This window comes from Alteromonas lipotrueiana, assembly GCF_019249245.1.
Taxonomy (GTDB): Bacteria; Pseudomonadota; Gammaproteobacteria; order Enterobacterales; family Alteromonadaceae; genus Alteromonas; species Alteromonas lipotrueiana.
Genome location: NZ_JAESDK010000006.1, coordinates 60,213 through 78,712, shown reverse-complemented (window position 1 = coordinate 78,712; position 18,500 = coordinate 60,213). Strand labels below are relative to the sequence as shown.

Annotated in this window: 14 protein-coding genes; 5 read left to right on the top strand and 9 right to left on the bottom strand. The window is 43.7% G+C overall.

Features of this window, described 5'->3' with window-relative positions; all coding sequences use genetic code 11:
- Positions 1-161: 161 nt before the first annotated feature.
- Positions 162-2,483: a penicillin-binding protein 1B gene (mrcB, locus tag JK130_RS05990; protein WP_218353354.1), complete on the bottom strand. Its 2,322-nt coding sequence runs from the start codon at positions 2,481-2,483 to the stop codon at positions 162-164.
- Positions 2,484-2,888: 405 nt separating this feature from the next.
- On the bottom strand, positions 2,889-3,290 hold the full coding sequence (locus JK130_RS05985) for a DUF4168 domain-containing protein (RefSeq protein ID WP_218353353.1): 402 nt from the start codon (positions 3,288-3,290) through the stop codon (positions 2,889-2,891).
- A gap of 344 nt (positions 3,291-3,634) precedes the next feature.
- Here JK130_RS05985 and JK130_RS05980 point away from each other — a divergent pair, with 344 nt between their 5' ends.
- The 3 genes from JK130_RS05980 (at position 3,635) to JK130_RS05970 (ending at position 6,609) form a co-directional block, all read left to right on the top strand.
- Complete coding sequence (locus tag JK130_RS05980; protein WP_218353352.1) at positions 3,635-4,855, top strand: lytic murein transglycosylase; 1,221 nt, start codon at positions 3,635-3,637, stop codon at positions 4,853-4,855.
- A 568-nt stretch (positions 4,856-5,423) separates the two neighbouring features.
- Positions 5,424-5,915 (top strand): hypothetical protein, encoded by a 492-nt coding sequence (locus tag JK130_RS05975; protein WP_218353350.1) that lies wholly within the window; start codon positions 5,424-5,426, stop codon positions 5,913-5,915.
- Between the two features lie 31 nt (positions 5,916-5,946).
- A complete protein-coding gene (locus tag JK130_RS05970) occupies positions 5,947-6,609 on the top strand; it encodes a hypothetical protein (protein WP_218353349.1) in 663 nt (220 codons plus the stop codon).
- 115 nt (positions 6,610-6,724) lie between these two features.
- On the opposite strand, the gene JK130_RS05965 is transcribed toward JK130_RS05970, so the two are convergent.
- The 6 genes from JK130_RS05965 to hrpB form a co-directional block, all read right to left on the bottom strand.
- Positions 6,725-7,393, bottom strand: a complete 669-nt coding sequence (locus JK130_RS05965) for a hypothetical protein (protein WP_218353347.1) — start codon at positions 7,391-7,393, stop codon at positions 6,725-6,727.
- A 99-nt stretch (positions 7,394-7,492) separates the two neighbouring features.
- Entirely contained in the window at positions 7,493-7,930 is a 438-nt protein-coding gene (locus JK130_RS05960) for a hypothetical protein (protein ID WP_218353345.1), read from the bottom strand.
- Positions 7,931-7,933: 3 nt separating this feature from the next.
- On the bottom strand, positions 7,934-10,021 hold the full coding sequence (locus JK130_RS05955; protein ID WP_218353343.1) for a site-specific integrase: 2,088 nt from the start codon (positions 10,019-10,021) through the stop codon (positions 7,934-7,936).
- A complete protein-coding gene (locus JK130_RS05950) occupies positions 10,014-11,918 on the bottom strand; it encodes a hypothetical protein (RefSeq protein ID WP_218353337.1) in 1,905 nt (634 codons plus the stop codon). Before JK130_RS05950 ends, JK130_RS05955 begins: the two co-directional genes overlap by 8 nt.
- A gap of 2 nt (positions 11,919-11,920) precedes the next feature.
- A complete protein-coding gene (locus tag JK130_RS05945; RefSeq protein WP_218353335.1) occupies positions 11,921-13,447 on the bottom strand; it encodes a site-specific integrase in 1,527 nt (508 codons plus the stop codon).
- A gap of 78 nt (positions 13,448-13,525) precedes the next feature.
- The gene (gene hrpB / locus JK130_RS05940; protein WP_218353333.1) at positions 13,526-16,102 is read right to left on the bottom strand and encodes an ATP-dependent helicase HrpB; all 2,577 of its coding nucleotides are present in this window, start codon (positions 16,100-16,102) and stop codon (positions 13,526-13,528) included.
- A 100-nt stretch (positions 16,103-16,202) separates the two neighbouring features.
- On the opposite strand from hrpB, the gene thpR reads away from it, so the two are divergent.
- On the top strand, positions 16,203-16,850 hold the full coding sequence (thpR, locus tag JK130_RS05935) for an RNA 2',3'-cyclic phosphodiesterase (protein WP_218353331.1): 648 nt from the start codon (positions 16,203-16,205) through the stop codon (positions 16,848-16,850).
- Positions 16,851-16,917: 67 nt separating this feature from the next.
- Positions 16,918-17,772 carry a formyltetrahydrofolate deformylase gene (gene purU, locus JK130_RS05930; RefSeq protein ID WP_218353330.1) on the top strand — a complete coding sequence of 285 codons (855 nt, stop codon included), beginning with the start codon at positions 16,918-16,920 and terminating at the stop codon, positions 17,770-17,772.
- A gap of 24 nt (positions 17,773-17,796) precedes the next feature.
- Here purU and JK130_RS05925 read toward each other — a convergent pair whose 3' ends face one another.
- Positions 17,797-18,327: a YgjV family protein gene (locus JK130_RS05925; protein WP_246587706.1), complete on the bottom strand. Its 531-nt coding sequence runs from the start codon at positions 18,325-18,327 to the stop codon at positions 17,797-17,799.
- Positions 18,328-18,500: the final 173 nt, after the last annotated feature.

Sequence of the window (18,500 nt, the reverse complement as noted above, 5' to 3'; positions counted from 1 at the left end):
TGCCGCTATGGCACCGCTCGTTGCCTATATTACCTGCGCTTTAATTTTTAGCAGCGTATATAAATTTATCGAGCGCAGATAACCTGCTTGGTCAATTTTAATTTGCCTGGACTTTACCCTTACCTCTCAACCTTGTTGGGGTTATTTGGTAAGGGTATTTTTTAAAACCAGCGCTCCCACCAGCTTTTTTCTTTGTCACCATTACCAGACGCATCGATAGACTTGCCTCTGCAGTCAGTTCGCGGTGGTGGTAACACCTCTAAAATAGCCGGAACACTTAATGAGTCCGGGCACCCGGCTACCGTAACTTCTCCGGTGTCTTTATTGAAGTGGGCGATACCCAGCCCGTTGGGAAAACGGCGTGACAACGATTTAGGTGCCTGCATTTTTTGATAATTAATAAATACTGGTAACGCGCCACTGGCTCCTGTCAAATTTACCGATTTATTTTCATCGTTACCCACCCAGATGGTACTGACGTTATTTCTGTCAAAGCCGCTGAACCAGCTGTCACGATAGTCATCAGTAGTTCCGGTTTTACCTGCCATATTGACCCTTGAAAATTCTCGTCCCAGACGCTTAGCAGTCCCCTCTCGGGTAACTTTAAATAATCCATAATTCAATAAATACGTGGCAGCTTCATCGGCGCGCTGCGCATAAAACTCAGCATGCTTCCATAGCAATTTATCACTGGCAGAGACCACCGCTGAAACAGTATGCAAAGGAATATAACGCCCATTATTTGAAATGGTCTGGTACATCTGGTTGGTCTGTAATACAGACATACTCATTGAGCCCAGTGTTAATGCCGGTACTTTGCGAATGTCAGTTTCTACGCCCAGTTTTTCTACCGTCTTTATGACTTTATCCAGCCCTACTTCCATGCCCAGATTTACCGTAGGTACATTCAGCGATTCAATCAATGAGGTGATAAGCGGTACCTGCCCGCGAAACTCCTTATCGTAGTTACGAGGCGACCACATTTTGTCATCGCGACTTTTAAGCGTAATGGGTTTATCTTCTAATGGCGTGGCCAAATTGTATTGTGTCGGGTCCTCCAGTGCACTTAGATACACCGCAGGTTTTATCAGTGAGCCCACCTGTCGCTTGGCGTCCAGCGCGCGGTTGAAACCGTTATAGTCAGGCTGACGTGACCCCACTATAGCGCGTACCTCCCCACTGCCAATATTGGTGACTACCATCGCCCCTTCAAGTGCCGCTTTACGATCTTTTTGTAAATTATCAAGAGTTTGAGTTAACGCTTTTTCGGCTCGACGCTGCGCGTAGATATCTAAGGTAGTAAATACTTTCACACCCGAGTCGCGCAAGCTTGAATCGGCTAAAATCTGCTGAAGCTCTTCGCGGACTTTTTGCATAAATGCCGGATGCTTACCACTGGCCAAACTTGCCCCTGAAGCAAGCTTTAAAGGCATAGTCAGATATTGTTCGTACTGCTTGGCGCTTACTTCATTGGCTTCAAAGAGCAAGCGCAAAATTAAATTACGACGCTCCAGAACACGTTCAGGATGACGGCGGGGGTTATAGTATGAGGGGCCCTTTATCATCGCCACCAGGGTGGCAATCTCTGGGACATTTAGCTCTGCAGCAGGCCGGTCGAAAAAGTAATAGCTGGCCAGACCAAATCCGTGTACGGCGGTTTCACCGTCCTGGGCTAAAAAAACTTCGTTCATATAAGCCTGAAGAATTTCACTTTTACTGTAACGGGCATCAATGATAATCGCCATTAATGCCTCTTTTGCTTTACGAACCAACGACTGCTCGCGGGTTAAAAATAAGTTTTTCACCAGCTGCTGAGTTAGTGTACTGCCGCCCTGCACGGTTCTGCCCGCTTTTATATTTGCAATTAGTGCTCGTAAAATAGACAGGGGCGCAACGCCGTGGTGATCGTAAAAGTCACGGTCTTCAACCAAAGTTAGTGTTTTAGGTAGCATGGCCGGAACAGTTTCAAGATTTAGCAGCATTCTATCTTCTCGCAAGCTACTGACCAGGCGCGTAACCAGCCACGGCTCAAGACGCACTGTACCCACCTTTTTACCCGCAGTGTTGTCGGTAATACTGTTAATACGATTACCCTGCCAGGCAATAGTTAGCTTACGCATACCCTGGGCTCCGTCAGGAAACTGAAAACCTCTACGCATGACTACCAGGGTTTTGTTCCAGTAAACGTACTCGCCGCTGCTATCTGGCCGACTAACCTTGCGGTAGCCTAACAACGATAGTTCTTCAAGAACTTCATTTGGGGTAATTTCGAGATTTTTGCTGAGCACCAATGGACGCGCGTAAATTTGAGCAGGCACCTCCCATTTATTACCGGTAAAGGTATGCTTTATTTGGGCGTCCAGATAAAACATGTATCCTGCAGCGACCACAACCACCACGATAAAAAGCTTAAAAAATAAGCCTGGAAATTTTTTCTGCGAGGGTTTGGATTTTGTTTTAGATTTAGAGTGTTTTTTCGCCACAAGAATGCCTGCTCTGTTTGCACAAAAATGGTGCCTGAAATACGGATATTAAAACGTTATACGCTTTTTTAACGCTAACCGCTGGCATTGTATCATTCCCAAGGCGTTGAGCGCATTGCGCATGTATACACAGTTGGCAAAAATTGAGCTCATTCTATATCTATTATATTAAAAACAGGAGGATGGTAATTTATGAAGATAGACTATCAAACAATGATAAGACGATTTAACTGAGCGTTAAATCCAAAGGTAAGTGACAATAAGCAATAGCAGACTATGGTGCTGAACAGGTAGGAACAAAAAATCAGAAAAAAGTTAGCGGCATATACACACAGTACATTAAAAGGTCAGGCAAACTACAACCCCAGGGAAAAAATCCCTGAGTATTGTATGACAGCGTCTGAATTAGCTGTTTTCCTGACGGTTGTCGCGAGCAATAGTAAGCACTCGCTCACGCAGTTTTTCGTTTGTTTGAACCTGCTGAGCAATGGTGGTATAAGTTTCTACCGTTAAACCGGTTTCCTCAATTTGCTCTACCATTTCAGTTTGCGCTTGCTTTTGAATTTCTTGCGCTTTTTCCGGACTCTCTACACTTTTAAACTTCGAGTCGTACTTATTAGCCACATCGCTTACTGCTTCCATTGCCATGGTGAATTTAAGCAAGGTGGTGTCGTCGAAGTTTGCAGACTGTTGTTGCATGCTATCTTTGGGTGCCTGCTGCATAGTGTCTTGCTGCGCATTTACAGAAAAAGAAGCACAGCTTGCAATAACGGCACCGGCGGCAATAGTCTTAACAAAATTATTCATACGTTGACTCCAGGTCAGTTTCGATTTGCTCATTAAATTCAAATAATGAGCGTGCACCATAACCAAAGCCAATTTCATACCAGGTCTTTATAATCAATAAAAATCAACAAGTTAAATGTCACCTCAATAATAAGATGTAAAAAAACCGTGGTAATGTGTCTGTTTTTCTCACACCCCCACCCGGTAAATTTGCATCACTTTGCCGGTTTTGGTCGTAGCAATCATTTACACAATAATTTACATCGATAAGTTAAATAAACACGCGTTCACTCGATATGAAATTTTTGTCGCATCTGAGCGTGGCTTTGCGATAGCATGAAAATACGGTATTTTGGGGTAATAGTATGAAGCGTTTTTCCAGTAAGAAAGCCGGTCTTTTGACCGCCTCAATTCTTTTTTCTATCGGCGCTCAAGCGGCTGAAAATTTTGAGCAATGTAAAACCCGGTTACAGGCGAAAGCGGTCGACGAAGGCGTAGCTAAGTCAGTGGCAAATGATGCCTTTGCCAGCATAAACTTTGTGCCCCGAGTGATTGAGCTTGACCGAAGCCAGCCCGAATTTGTGACGACATTTCCTTCATATTATAGCAAGCGGGTGACAGATTGGCGGGTAAACAAAGGGCGCGAACTGCTGCAAACGCATAACGCCCTGTTAACCAGGCTAGAAGAAAAATACGGAATACCAAAACATTATCTGCTGTCGTTTTGGGGATTAGAAACCAACTTTGGTTCTTACAAAGGCAAAATGCCAGTACTTAGCTCACTGGCTACCCTGGCGTGTGATAAGCGTCGCAGCAGCTATTTTACCGGCGAACTAATGACCGCGCTTAAGCTGATTGAGCGTGAGCAGCTTTCTACCGACACGATGGTAGGGTCGTGGGCCGGTGCGATGGGACACACACAGTTTATGCCGTCTGCTTATTATCGTTATGCCACTGACGGCGATAACGACGGGCTGGCTAACTTATGGGAAAGCATTCCTGATGCTCTGACCTCGGCAGCTAATTTTTTGAACAATCTGGGATGGGAACCCGGCTTTCGGTGGGGCCGCGAAATTGCTTTGCCCGAGAACTTTGACTATCGGTTATCGGGTTACAGTAATCGCCAGTCGGTTTCTCAGTGGCAGGAAGCTGGCCTGACCCAACCAGATGGTACTCCATTACCCGACAGCGATTTATCGGCCTATGTGGTAGTGCCGGCGGGTCATCAAGGCCCCGCCTTTTTGGCATACCCAAACTTTCGGGTCATCATGCGTTGGAACAATTCTGAGTTTTATGCGATCGCCGTGGGCAAGCTTGCTGAGCAAATTGCCGGAAGCAAAGGGTTAAGCGCCAGTTTGCCTGAATTACCTGCTTATAGTCGTGACGATATTATGAAGCTTCAGCAAGCCCTGAATCAAAAAGGGTTTGATGTAGGCAAACCCGATGGCATTTTAGGTCCGGCGACACGTGCTGGTATCCGAGATTACCAAATTAACAATGACATGATTGCCGATGGATTTCCGGCCCAAAAAGTAATGCAGCAGTTACAGGTGTCACCTTCTGCTGACAGCAAAAACGCTGGCTAACCGCACCCAAGGGTAAGGGCAGAGCCTTTTAAAAGGCGGTGTTCTTATCCTTTCATTGCGCGCTTAGTTTTGGTAGTTGGTTCTGCGCTAGCAGGGTCATCAGGCCAAAAATGATTCGCAATGTGAATACACAACCATCGTTGACAGACACTACAACCCACTATATTCAATAGATATAGCGACAATCATATAGTACCCGTTGACAAGCCAACATGTTACCATTGTTGACACTTTATCACCTCTAAGTTGACAGTGATTAATTTAGAGTTGACAGCTCAATAGCATACAACGTTGACATATTTTTCATCGATACGTTGACAAAAATGGAGAGAAGTACACTTAATGTTACCCAGTAACAGTATTGTACCTATTTACTAATTACAGTTTCTGTTACCCAGTAACATTAATGTTTTACACGGAAGATATGTCAATGTTCTACTTAATACTTATAGTTAGTATTCAGACTCTTTAGAAAGTACGATAGTAATTCTGCCAAGTGTGAGTGATATATAGGGATTCCAGAGGTCACAAAGAGATGTCGAAGCGCATATATTCACAAGAGTTGAACTTGCAAGATGAAGCTAAAGAGCAGTTCATTCAAAGGGTAAACTCCGTCCTCCCCAACTTTCCTGACGAGGTTATTTCACAATGGGTATTCAGACATAATGCTGATTTTATAAAGAAGTTTACGCATCTAAACATCGAGGATTGGACTTTCAATTTAACTGAAATGTCTACCGAAGAAATAGAGAAAATTGAGCTTTTCAAAGTGACTAAAGCAAGGTGCTTAGAAGCTGGCAAAAACATACTCACCAATCCAGATGCAAAAGAAAGTTTCCTTGGAAAATATATGCTGGAATTCGGTACATTTCCCTCTCCGATTGTAGTGTTTAAGGACTTTTATGACCAAAATGACTTTACTGGTGAGAGCTTTCTGCTGCCGTTGCATTTAGCCGAGGGACACAGACGCTGGAGTTTTTTGATGACTATGGCTGCATTCCGTCTAAAACACTTTACAAATTTACAAGACAACCACAAAGTGTACTTAGTGGAATTTTGATCTTAACCAAGGACATAAGGCAAATAGGAAAATGAAGCTTCAATTAAATAACAGGAACTTTAAAGCACTAGGGGGTTGGCTGGTAGTTGTTACCTTAGTATCAGCATTTCTGTTCCCTGAGTACTTGCTTTGGACCACATATTTCACAATGCTTCTTCTCGTGAGCAGTTTTTACATCCGGCGTGCAACTTTTTTTGACAAACTCAAAGCGAACTACACAGTAAATATTTCATTAGGGATTTTGATCTTATCAGGAATTTCATGTCTCAAAACGGGGTCAATTGAAAGCGCGTATATAGGAATTTCCCTAACCGCTGTACTTGTAACATTTTCTTACATCGCAAATGAGTATAATGCGGGGAATGTGTCTGCTAACTCACAAGAGCTTCAAAAAATAGATCAATGGGATGTCTATTCCGAACCAAAAACAGAAGTAGTGACTGCCGTAGATGGGAACGTCGTTTCAGAATCTATGATTGTAAATCGGGTAGCTTCAGAAGTTTCATACGACGACGCCTTAAATCTGCTGAAACATTTATATTCAGAAGGCAAAGATCCTCACGCAGTGTCTAGCCGTCAATACTCAATCCTCGCTCCTAAAATGAATCACGAAGGAGTGTTTATTGGGTATCAGTATGATAACGAGTCGAAAGAGTACCCATTTAACTTTGATTTATTGAATAAAAAAAAGTAGGGAGTGTCCGCTTTATTGTAAATAGGTTGCTTAAAGGGCAAGGTATGAATAGCTAGTATTTAAGAAGCGCAGTTCTGATTTAACATTGGATTAGTGTTACCAGTTCAAGTTGCTCTTAATAATGCCTCTCATCATAACCCTCTTCAATCACGCCTGAGGATTCTAATTTCTTTATTAGACCAGAGAAGCTCGTGACATTCGCATCAGCCATTAATCGAGTTAAGTCATCATGGTTTTGCTTCATCTCGATTAAGAGCGCATCCCATGTTTTATTTTGCTTGCGACGAGTTAGTTGTTCAAAAAGCCTAAGTTCAATAGAGATTTGTTTTTTACGCTTTTGGCGCTTGTGTATGCTTTGACGTTTACTTGCCTGATAGCGTTTCCAGAAGTCTGGGCCAAGCGCATCAATCGCTTCTTGAAGTTTATCTATATCTTCTTGCTGGGCTTTGACTTCACTCTCTTGCGCTTCTTTAATCGCTTTTATTAACTCTTGCCCTTTCTCTTCAGAGACGCCATCACCAGCTAATTGTTCGAACAATTCGTCAACTTTTTCTTTAACCCACTTAGAAGATCGAGTTACTGAATATCCTTTGCTGTTAAGGTAATTCACCACTTCCTTAAGGTGCTCTCTGGCATCAAAATCATACTGAAATTCGTCTTTGTATTTGTATGTTTCAAAGCACAAATCGAATACAACTTCATGGATATTGTCTTCTGAAATACGCTTGGGCTTGCGACCAAATCTTTGATAGCTTTCGATGCTGATCTGTTCTTGTTCGCTCATAAAGAACTCCTGACTTTTAAAATGTGCTAACGCGCTTCGCTTGTTGAATCCCTGCTGAATGTAAAAGCAAGTTTTACAATCACCAGCGATTGACTGTTATCAGTGCCTTGAACCCATTTGAACCGGGATGATTTTTCCACTTTTCAAAGCTAGATTTTCCTTCTCAAGCTCTCTGCCTCGCTCTACTAGCTTGAGGTTATCAGCCATCATGATGTGAAGCTTGTACGTAAGCTCTTTAATTAGTTCGGCGTCTTTTTCTTTTTGCTGCTGCAACTTCTCGTTTTGCTTTTGAAGAACGCTTTTACCCTTTTTAGCAGGTTGACTAGCGACAGTCGCTTTATGATCTTTAAGCCTGTCTACAATTGCTTTGAATTTGTCTCTGTCTTGCTTGATGTAGCCTTTGCTAACAGTGCCAGCTTCACGCTCTATCAGGCCAAATGTGATCTCGTCATAACTGTTAGCGTCAACATTAACTGTTTCTCCGACAATTAAGCGCTCCAGAGCTTCTTCACATGCTTTAAGTTTACCATCTGCCATAACCTATACCTCTGCCGCCTCTGAAGGCTCTCTGTTTATCCTGTGCTTTTTAAACTTAACTAGTGCGTCTAGATTCGCCTTAGTTAATTGATGCTCACCAGAATCATCTTCATATAGCTCAAGCTCTTCTGCGGTTAGCTCTATTTCTCGATCAACGTTAGATTCTTTAATAATTGCCCCTTCACACGTTAGGCAGCTAGTAAAGTCACCAAGCATAAAGCTGTCACAATCACCGACCTTGGTACAACCGCCTAAGAGGGTTTCTCGGTAGGCAAATTCACCTTTTTCCACTTTCTTGACGGTCTCTTCCCTTACCTCTGTAATCAGTACTTCGCCATTACGGAGTGCTTCGTTTTGTCGCTCAATGTATGAACCCGTTTTGCCATAGAGCGGTTCATCACTACCAAGGATGTCTGAAAGCACTCGGTCAGCCATGTTGTATGGGATACCTGTACGAAACTCTTTGATGATATGCTCTGGCGGCAACTCATATTTGCCCGTCTTCTCATTGAAGTAACCGAAGATAGACTCAGTCTTTTCAAAGTTGTTACTGTAATAGCGCGTCATGGCTCGTGTAACATGCTTTAATTGGGCTTTAAGCGATGCCTCAGAGACAAAGCCTGCATTGCTGGCATAGTACGCTAGAGAGCGCCTAAATTGATGGCTGTGAAGAGGCCACACTTCACCTATTTGATACTTCTCTTCCAATAAGAAATCTCTTTCATCATCACTGTTATTTAGCTCTTTAAAGTCAAGCTCTGTGACGACAAGGTCTTTCAACCATGACGGTTTGTGCCGCTCTCTGAATGTAGCAGGATAGATTTCTGAGATTTGTTTATTTACCTTTATAAATTCGGTGGTTGTAAATAGCCAGTCATCTTTCAGATTTAAGTTATGGAGAGCGCTTAATCCTTTATGAATCCTCTCCAATACCGCTACTGCCATCTTCACTTCATCTGGCGCAAACCAAGATACCTTAACCCTTTGTCCTGTAAACTTAGTTGTAGATGAGATAACCTCAACCACTTTTTTCTTATCAATGACTTTACCATCTTTAGCCTTCACTTCTTCTGAACAAACAGATTTTGAAATCGATTTAGGCTTCATACGCTGCACTTCTTGGTTACGCATGCCTGTATAGTAATGAAGTGTTAATTTGCAAATGTACTGTATTTTAGCAAGTACTTTTTGAAGTTCATTGCGATTAGAAACACCAAATTCACCCTTAAAAAGTTTATTTAGTCCATGCCCTTTTAACGCTTGACTCATATCGGGACGCCATTGTGCTGTGCCACCCACAGCTAATGCTTTTTGTCTCTCGTGAGACAGGCCGTAATAAGGATCTTTAAATTTGGCTAAGAAAGCAGCTATGCGTCGAGAATACTTATGTATGTGCTTGATATCACTTTCTAAATGATCTCCAATTAGCAAGTATATACGTTGTGGAATTATTACAGTTTGGTCATTGTCGAGTCGGTCAATGTCCACATCTGCTATTGCTGTGACATCAAATCTAAGTATTGACTCACCAAGAAACAACAACCCATTGACTAGTGCTTTTGCTTTGCTATTGAAGGCAGGTTTTTGGTGTTCTGTGACAAATAAAGCGAATAGTCTTTCATCTGAGAACAATTCCTTTAAGGTTACTTCGCCTAAAGTAGGGATCTCACTCAACCTAATACAGTATTTGGCTGCTTTTGATAAGACGATAAAATAATTGTATAACGTACTCACGGCCAGCATTCCTGTGTGGCCTGCGGGTCTTGAATACATCAGATGAAACAAAATGATCTTCATCTCATTGATAATTGCACTTGTATGTGGGCAGCTACTCCCTTCTGTAATTGTTTCGAAGTTAAAAACGCTTATTCGATTAGCGCTTAATCGATAAGGGTTAAAGTCCCAAACGTTATCGCCAAACATTGCCGTAACCTTGTTGTTCGTATCTCTGCACAGCACAAAGTCATGCGGTATTTCGAGTTCAACTGATTTATCAAATGATAGCGAATCAGGAGCAAGGGCATCTGTTAGTTCATCTGCGTTAAAGCATGTATTTTCCAGCGTTTTTAGTCTTTCATTTAGATTAGGCACTAGCGATCACCCCCATTCGTTCATACTGGTCTAATCTTCGCTCCCAAAAAGGGGTTAATATTCCGGTAACCATCACTTTTTTCTCCACCCACTCTATCATGGCTTGATGGTCAGCAGATTTTTCGCCCACGGATTTTAATATCTCATTGATGCGGATTGAGAGGGTCTGGAACTTTTCTTCGGCATGGTTAAAATCCGGTGATTCATTTCTAACTATGTCTATAACTCGAAGTACACTGTAGAGCTTATGTGCATCTTCTTCGTCAGCGTGACAACTGTATTTGGCGCAGAATAAGCAGCCATACTGGGTTTTGCAGTCTGGTTCGATTGGAGGGTTATCTATCTCTGACTCAGGCACACCTTCTTCAACACAGTGGCCCGTTGTAATTTTTTTACTGTGCTTGCCTGTTAAATCTACATGCTTTCTTGCTTTTTTAACTGCTTCCCAATGAGCTTGAAACTCCTTTGCCTGTCTTTCTGGCGTGGTTTCAGTGTAATCCGACGTGTTTGTTTCTTCAGTGTGATTTAACAAAGAAGCCCTTGTTTTCAAGTTTACTTCTAACTGGTTGAGTATTAAGTTTTTATACTTTCTTGCAGGGCAAGAAGTTATATCCTTCAAATCATTAGACAAGTAGATACCTCGAACCCTATCAAAATATCTATTGAAGCCTCGCCCACTTCTGAGCTGCCTTGGCTCTATCGTGTTGCCAGACCCGGTAGTAAAAAACAAGTACTTACACTCTGTTCCGTTTAAGATCCATTTTCTGACTTCAAGATACTCTTTAAATAATTTGTATCCATAGATATTACCCAAGTTATATGAAACCTCTCTGCCTTTAGCCCGAAGTTTAATCGCCCTGAAATCATTGCTGAACTTGTCTTTTTCATACTCAAAATTTTCTGAATATTCTAGTTGCTTTACTTCGGATGGTTGAGCACCTGTTAGTAAGATAAAAATTTTCATATAGGCTTGCATGCTCAAGGTTGCAAAATCTATACGCCTTTCATGCCGTTTGTCTTTGTTTACTTCTTCGAAGTTAGATACCCTGTCGCTGTAATCCGATTTCAAACCATGATTTACAGTATCTTTCCACTCGTCGAACGTGGCCAGCCTCCCTTGTTCAAAGTTGTAAATGCCACGATGGAATGTCGTGAAAGGTGTTTTGACGTTACCTCCTTGAGACTGAAATACAAACGCTTCATAATCAGGCATTTTCAGCTTTATCGGGAAGTCTTTCTCTTCAATAACAAATGATTTTAGTTGTCTTGCCAAAGCTATTGCTGTTTGTATGAAGGTCATGAAATGCTGCTCTTTAGGCGGCTTTGTGCGATTGCGCTGACGTGGTATCGGATTGATACGTTCAACTATGAAAGCTGCTTCATCTTTTCCGAAACAGAGCCTAATGAGTGTTCTAAAAGTACCTTGCCAAAGAGATGCTTTGCCATTTGACATATCTTCCATTTTAAGTTGATGCCTCCACTCATTACTTAAATTTTTATAGGCATGGCGGCATTTCTGAGGACTTTCCATAAAATCAGCAAAGCCAAGCTGGTCACAGGCATCAATAACACTTTTGAAGTTGTCAAAATAAGTCTCTCTAGTGGTATCTTGATATTTTGTACTTGAAAGGTAATCAAAAAGAGCTACCAGCATATCGAGTCTCTCTCTTCTAAAAGAACTAAGAACAACAGGAGTAGGAACTGCTGCCTCCTTCCACATATTGTAAGTAAATCTTCTTTTCGAAAAAGCTAGACTTCCGATATCAATTGGAGATGCGCGAACAGCTTCATCCAGTTTCAGCCTGACGTTCTCAGGATGATCAATATCTCCTCTTAGCTGAGCAGGAGTTAATACAACGGTCTCTCTTATGACCATATTTGCTTCATTTAATGACACTGTTACTTCTCCTCTCCAGTGCTATTGAACTCTTCATCAAAGTCCCTAAAAACAAAGTCTTCAAAGGCATTTTGAGCTTCCTGACGCTCATCAAAGTTCTCGAACAAATTAAGGTATGACTGTGTGACTTTAATATCTCTGTGACAGAGCCTAACCATCACATCTCGCAGTATCATGTCAAAACGTCTGGGACGCTCTTGAATCCCTTTTTCAACCTTGTATTCCTCAATCTTTATTAACGTCTCGTAATAGCGCAGTGCATAGGTTGCTCTTAACCAGTGGAATACAAAGTCTTTCGGGAAGTCCTCTGAAGCAAAACGCTCAATCTTCTTGCATAGCACATCTGTGCGTTTACCCTTGGGACGTGAGTCCTTTCGCATTACTTTGTAACGTGGGTCATTCTTTGCCATGTAGTGGCAATTACCCTGTTCAGAAATGAAGATATACATATCTTCGTCTGCAATAGGCTCTAAATCAGGATGTTCTTCCGCATAATTTTCCTGAAATTTTGCTCTGCGCTTTTTAGCAACACTGCTATTTGCATATACCTCTAGCTCTTCCGCCAGACCTTTTGGTATGTAGAACGTATATTTCCTATCGAATTTTGTATCTATTCCTGTGCCGGGGCCTGCGGTAATACGATATGTTCTATCTTTCTCAATCAGCGCCTCTGTTTTAAATAGCTCAAGATGCTTCATTCGTAGTGTTAGGACTGTTTGTTTTCTGACACCTGTATATAATGCTAGCTGGGCTATTAAACGCTCCTCTACGCTGAATTCATCTCGTTTTAATATGCCAACGATTTCTTCACGCTCACCTTTTGCTAACGGCCTTAGATCTTCACCCTCGTCTCGTACTTTGCCAGAAGAGACAGGCGCTGATTCTTTATATACAGAGACAGTTTGATTTCGCTTCTTTCTCTCAACTGAAGCTGAGCCAGTTGCGGTGTCAAAGAAATGAGTGTAATCCTGAGCCATATCAACTCTATCAATATCATTTTCATAACCCGGCTGTTTGAATAGCCACTCGAAAAAGTAATAGACTTTGCCCGTTCTCAAATTGATTGAGCCAGCAGCTACACGGCCACTGTCAACCATGTTATTAAAGTACCTATAAGATGGTCTGTTTACAGCTCTACGCTGTGAGAAGTCTAAATAGTCGATTCCTTGTTCTTCACAGAAAATGAGATAATCGAGCAGGTAGGTAGCGGTGGTTTGAATTGCGTCTGTTTCTGAACCGAGCTTTTTAAAATCAGACGCTAGATGCCAAAGGTACATATTGCCTTCTTTCCACGGTCGCCCGTCTTTATGAAGCAAAAATGGAAAGTTATAGACGGAATCGTCTGGAGCAATCCTTGAATCAATCGGCGTGTAAAAATAGCGGTACTCTTCTTCCACACCCTCTTCTTCCGTCGCATGCCTAACAACTTGCGGCAATGCGTTCGAGGGCGCTTTATCAAAATAGATATCAGCACTTACGTCCTTGGTTCTGCGGATAAAGGTGATTCGTTGTGCTTTGGATAACTCCATTATTTACTGCTCCTGACAAATGTGAAGTACTGTCAACGAGCATTATAGTTCCTTTTCTATAGTCAACAAACATTTTGTTCACCTTCTTTTGTCAACTTTATTTCTACCTCCCCTTCTTTTTAATAACTTCTTTTTGTCAACACTATTTTCACTTCCCTTTTCCATGTCAACCTCCATTCTTCGCATAAGCTTGGGATACCTGCCTTTCATTTCTTTTTTAATCTCCTGATAACTGCCTTGCCAGAATTGTCCTATGTCAGTGGTCATTTGCAGTGGGCGGCCGGCCGGAGATAACAACGAAATCACCACAGGTTTTCGGCCTTGGGCAACAGTGACCTTTTCGGCTTGTCCATACATCTCCTGCATTTTCACAGCCAGTACCACCTGTCCATCGCTCTGATAATCAAGTTTGTGTGTCTGTCCTGAAGGAGCTTTATAACGCCTGGGCAAAAGCGTATCCAGGGCATTTTGCATAGGCCAGGGCAAAGACTCGTGGAATAATTTACTCCAGGGTAAGTCACTCACCTGTCGCCAGGTACGACAACGTCCCAGCGCACCGTCAAGCCTTGCCGTGTCTATCAAATTTAGCGGGCACTCATTTTGGGGCCACGATGCTGGCTCACTAAAAGCCTGGGGTTGTGGCAGAGTGAGTTGTCCGGCCAACGATAACCGCTGTAACCATTGTCGGGCGCTATCATCTATTGGCCAGTCACCTACAGACAGAGTTTGCAAATGCTCTCGCCAGGCGTGGGCCAGAGGTTTTAACGCTGGCGCCGGCAACGGTGAGCTGTTGAGCTCTATTGCTTTAAAGTAACGTACTTTGCGTGCTTCCATCCGTAGCTCAGCACTGTTAAAACTCACCTGTTCGGTTGTGTGAAAATGATCGCCGAACCAGGCAACAATATCTGTTTCGGCGATTGGCTCAGCCAGACTGACTACCATACGACCTTCTCGCTGATGCCCATTTAACACCGCCATCCACCCACTGTTACCCAATTGCGCCGAAATAATAGCGCCTTTGCCACTGGCCAGCTTCCATTGTTTATGTTGAGCCTGAAAGGCAATCAAATCGGTGTACGCCATGCCTACAGCCACCGCAATTACCGCGCTTGAAAGCCTGTCAACCGACACCAGCGTAGTGTTTGAATCAAGCTGTTGTAAATATCGAGCCGCCTGTCGCTGCAGGCGTCGAAGCTGGGGTTTATCAAGCGTAAGTAACGTATCGCGCACACTGGTATCGGCTTTTACTTTCATCGTATCTTCCGCCAGCGCGGCCACCCACACTGCTGCTTGCACCAGCTCATCGGCCAGTGCATGAGTACTACGCTTTGCCTGAACCAGCATATGCGCCAGGCGGGGATGACACGGCAATGCGGCCAGACTACGGCCATAACCCGTCACCTGACAATGCGCCTTATCTAATTGACTGTGAGCATCACCCTGGCTATGGACATCCACTGCCCCAATCTGGTTCAGCACCTCTATGCCAGCATTACACTGGGCCTGACTGGGTTGATCAAGCAGAACTAAATCTTCAATTTGCGTTCCCCAACAAAGGGTATCAAGCATAAGTCCCGTAATGTCTTCTCGTAAAATTTGCGCTGAACTTTGGCGTGCCAGACGTTCATGCTGTTCTTTGGGCCACAACCGGTAGACGGTACCGGGCCCCAACCGACCCGCGCGTCCTTTACGCTGGGTTGCCGAAGCTTGCGAGATCATCTGGGTTACAAGCTGAGTTAGCCCGGAGCCAGGATGAAACTGCGCAACATTTTCAAGTCCGCTGTCGACGACTGCGCCAATATTAGCAATGGTCAAAGAGGTTTCGGCTATATTGGTGGCCAGAATAATCTTTTGCCGCCCCTGTGGGTCAGGTGCTAAGGCGGCATCCTGTTCATGTTTGGTCAGCGCGCCATAGAGCAGGTGCACCACCTGGTGGGTATTTATCTGCGCCCCAAGCAATTGGGCCACTTTGTGTATTGCGCCCGCTCCGGCTAAAAAAACCAATACATCTTGCCGGCAATTTTCGCACGCCTGCAGGGTAACCTCGCTAACCTTTCGATGTAACTGATGCCCTGGCACCTGACCGCAATAGACTTCTGCTACCGGGTACATTTTACCTTTAGAAGACAGCACCTGAGCCTCAGGCATTAAGGCTGACACAGCGTGGGTGTCCAATGTGGCCGACATGACCACCAGGCGTAAGTCTTCGCGCAAACTTTGCTGTATCTCCAGGCTTAGCGCCAGTCCGAAATCACTGTGAATACTGCGCTCATGAAATTCATCAAATACTATAATGTCGACCCCGGTAAGTTCGGGGTCGTGCTGAATACGGCGAGTTAAAATACCTTCGGTGATAATTTCAAGACGTGTTGCTGCGCTAACCTTGTTTTCGCCTCGTATCCGATACCCTACCTGTTGACCTACCTCTTCACCCAGTTGCGCGGCTAAATAGCTCGCTAAACTGCGCACGACTACCCGGCGGGGCTGCATCAATACAATTTTTTTGTTAGTAAAGTGTGCAAGTAACGCTAAGGGCAGTACAGTAGACTTTCCAGCTCCCGGTGGGGCCGATACAATAGCATTTCGCTGGTAAAGCGCGTCACATAATGGGCCAGCTATAGCCTGGGCAGGAAAAACAAAAGTAGAGCAAGACATACACATCTCAGGCAATAGACAATCAAAGAAACCCTATTTTACGTAGTCATTAGCAAAATGCCCACCGCACATTTGCTCAGACGGGCCAAAAGGAGACTCTATGAATATGCGTTGTTTTGTCGGGCTGGATTTGTCAGTACGCAATAAACTGGCTTTAGATGACTGGCGTAGGAAGGCTCTTCCCGATTTAACACCGTTAGCTTCGGGCCGGGACGAGCGAGGCCAACGTGAACCAGGCTCATACAAGAAAGTCGCAAAAACAGGGGGTAAAAAGTCTGCAGTGGCCGTTCCGGCGGCTAATTTTCATCTGACACTGGCGTTTTTAGGTAATGTAGAAGCCCGACAGCACGAAACGCTGATTAATGCCTTAGACGACATTCAGCAAACGCCTGTGAGTCTAAGTCTGGATAGCACTGGCTGGTGGGCCGGCCCTAAAATTTTACATTGCGCCCCCTCCAATGTACCTGACAATTTAATCGAACTGGTACGCCAGGTAAAAAAAGCGGCCCGGGCTGCTGGCATTCAAACCGAACAAAGGCCCTACCAGCCCCATGTGACTATTGCCCGCAAAGCCACCGACAATATGCCACCGCCTTTATTTACCCCCCAAATAGAGTGTCATTTTACTCAGTTTCATTTATTTGAGTCGTTTAGTTCATCAGGCTCTGTCGCCTATCCTATTCGCAAAAGCTGGCGGCTGACTGAAAATCTGACTGTTCGTGAACGCTTAAGACGCGGGCTGGAGTAGATATTTTCTTTACAATTGCACAAGGGGTGGGTAAAAAAGGACAGCCGTTTTCATTATAGAGTTTGCTATGCAACATACATTTCGACTTGTGATTGACTGTCCCGACCAAATTGGTCTGGTCGCAAGTGTTTCTCAGTTTTTAGCCGATCAACAGGCCACCATTGTTGAAGCAAATCATCATACCGACCAACAGACTGGTCGTTTTTTTATGCGTCACGAAATAGGCACCCATCGGCTAGCCTTGGATCATCGTCAGTTTATCAAAGCGTTCACACCACTGGCGCAAGAATACAACATGCAGTGGAAACTTACCGACTCGTCACGTAAACAGCGTCTGGCGCTATTAGGTAGCCTTGATTCTCATTGCCTGGTCGATTTGCTGCATCGCTGGCACAGTGAAGAATTGTATTGCGATATTCCATGTATTATTTCTAACCACCCTCAGCTTAAGCAGTTTGCTGACTGGTACAAAGTCCCTTTTCACTGGGTTGATTTTAAAGGACAAAGTAAATCACAAGCCTTTGCTCAAATAGCTACTCTACTTGATGAATACAAAATTGATTTGACCGTACTGGCCAGATTTATGCAGATTTTTCCCGATACCTTATGCGATCAGTACAAAGGCAAGATCATTAATATTCACCACAGCTTTCTGCCATCTTTCGCCGGGGCCCGGCCTTATCAGCAAGCCTACAACCGGGGCGTTAAATTAATAGGCGCTACCTGTCACTATGTCACCAGTGATTTAGATGAAGGTCCTATTATTGAGCAGGCGGTAAAACGTATAAGCCACAGTGATGATGCACAGGATATGGTTCGTAAAGGCAAAGATTGTGAGGTAACTGCTTTGGCCCACGGTGTACGCTACCACTTAGAAGACAGAGTGATAATTCATCGCAACAAAACGGTGGTATTTGCCTGATAATGAGCAAATACCACCCTTGGACTAATAAGACTCGCTCAGCATACGACGATGACGACGACGAATTTGCAACAGGTACCAACTGTTTGATAGGGCAAACAAACTTTCAGTAGCCGCTACACCCCAGCTATGATTAACAAACGCGTAAGTAGCAAACAACAAAGAGCCGCTGATCATGCACAACCTTAAGCCTGCTTCGCGGCAATGCAGCTCCCCAAAGCGATATAAAATAAAGGTCACTACCGGAAATATTTCTAACCAGCCTGTTTTACCTGTTATCGTATTTAAATAGCCGATAAGTGATGACATTAATATAATAAGAACTGCAGTAATACGTTGATCTACCAGTTTGTCTGTAATAAGCCGATAACTGGTGCTTAAGCCAGCTATGCTCATTACCAGTACCCCGGCCCAGGCTTCCTGCAGCGCCAGTGAAGTAGAGATAGTAATACACAGGCCCAAATTTAAAAACAGGACTTTACGCTCGGTATTTGACCAAAAAGACAGCACTGCCATTACCAGTGGCAAGCCGTGTATCAATATTTCTGTCAGCATTGCCTTTTCACCCCTTAAAAATGCCATCGATTAAATTTCGAGCAGAGTGTAAACCCTTACGGTTATTGGCCTCAAGCCTTTTTTTGTTATCATTTTGTGACGAACATGCTGCTGCGACAAACTGCCTGATTTTTACGTTTTATCACTGTAAAAATCCCGTTTATAAAGGCCAT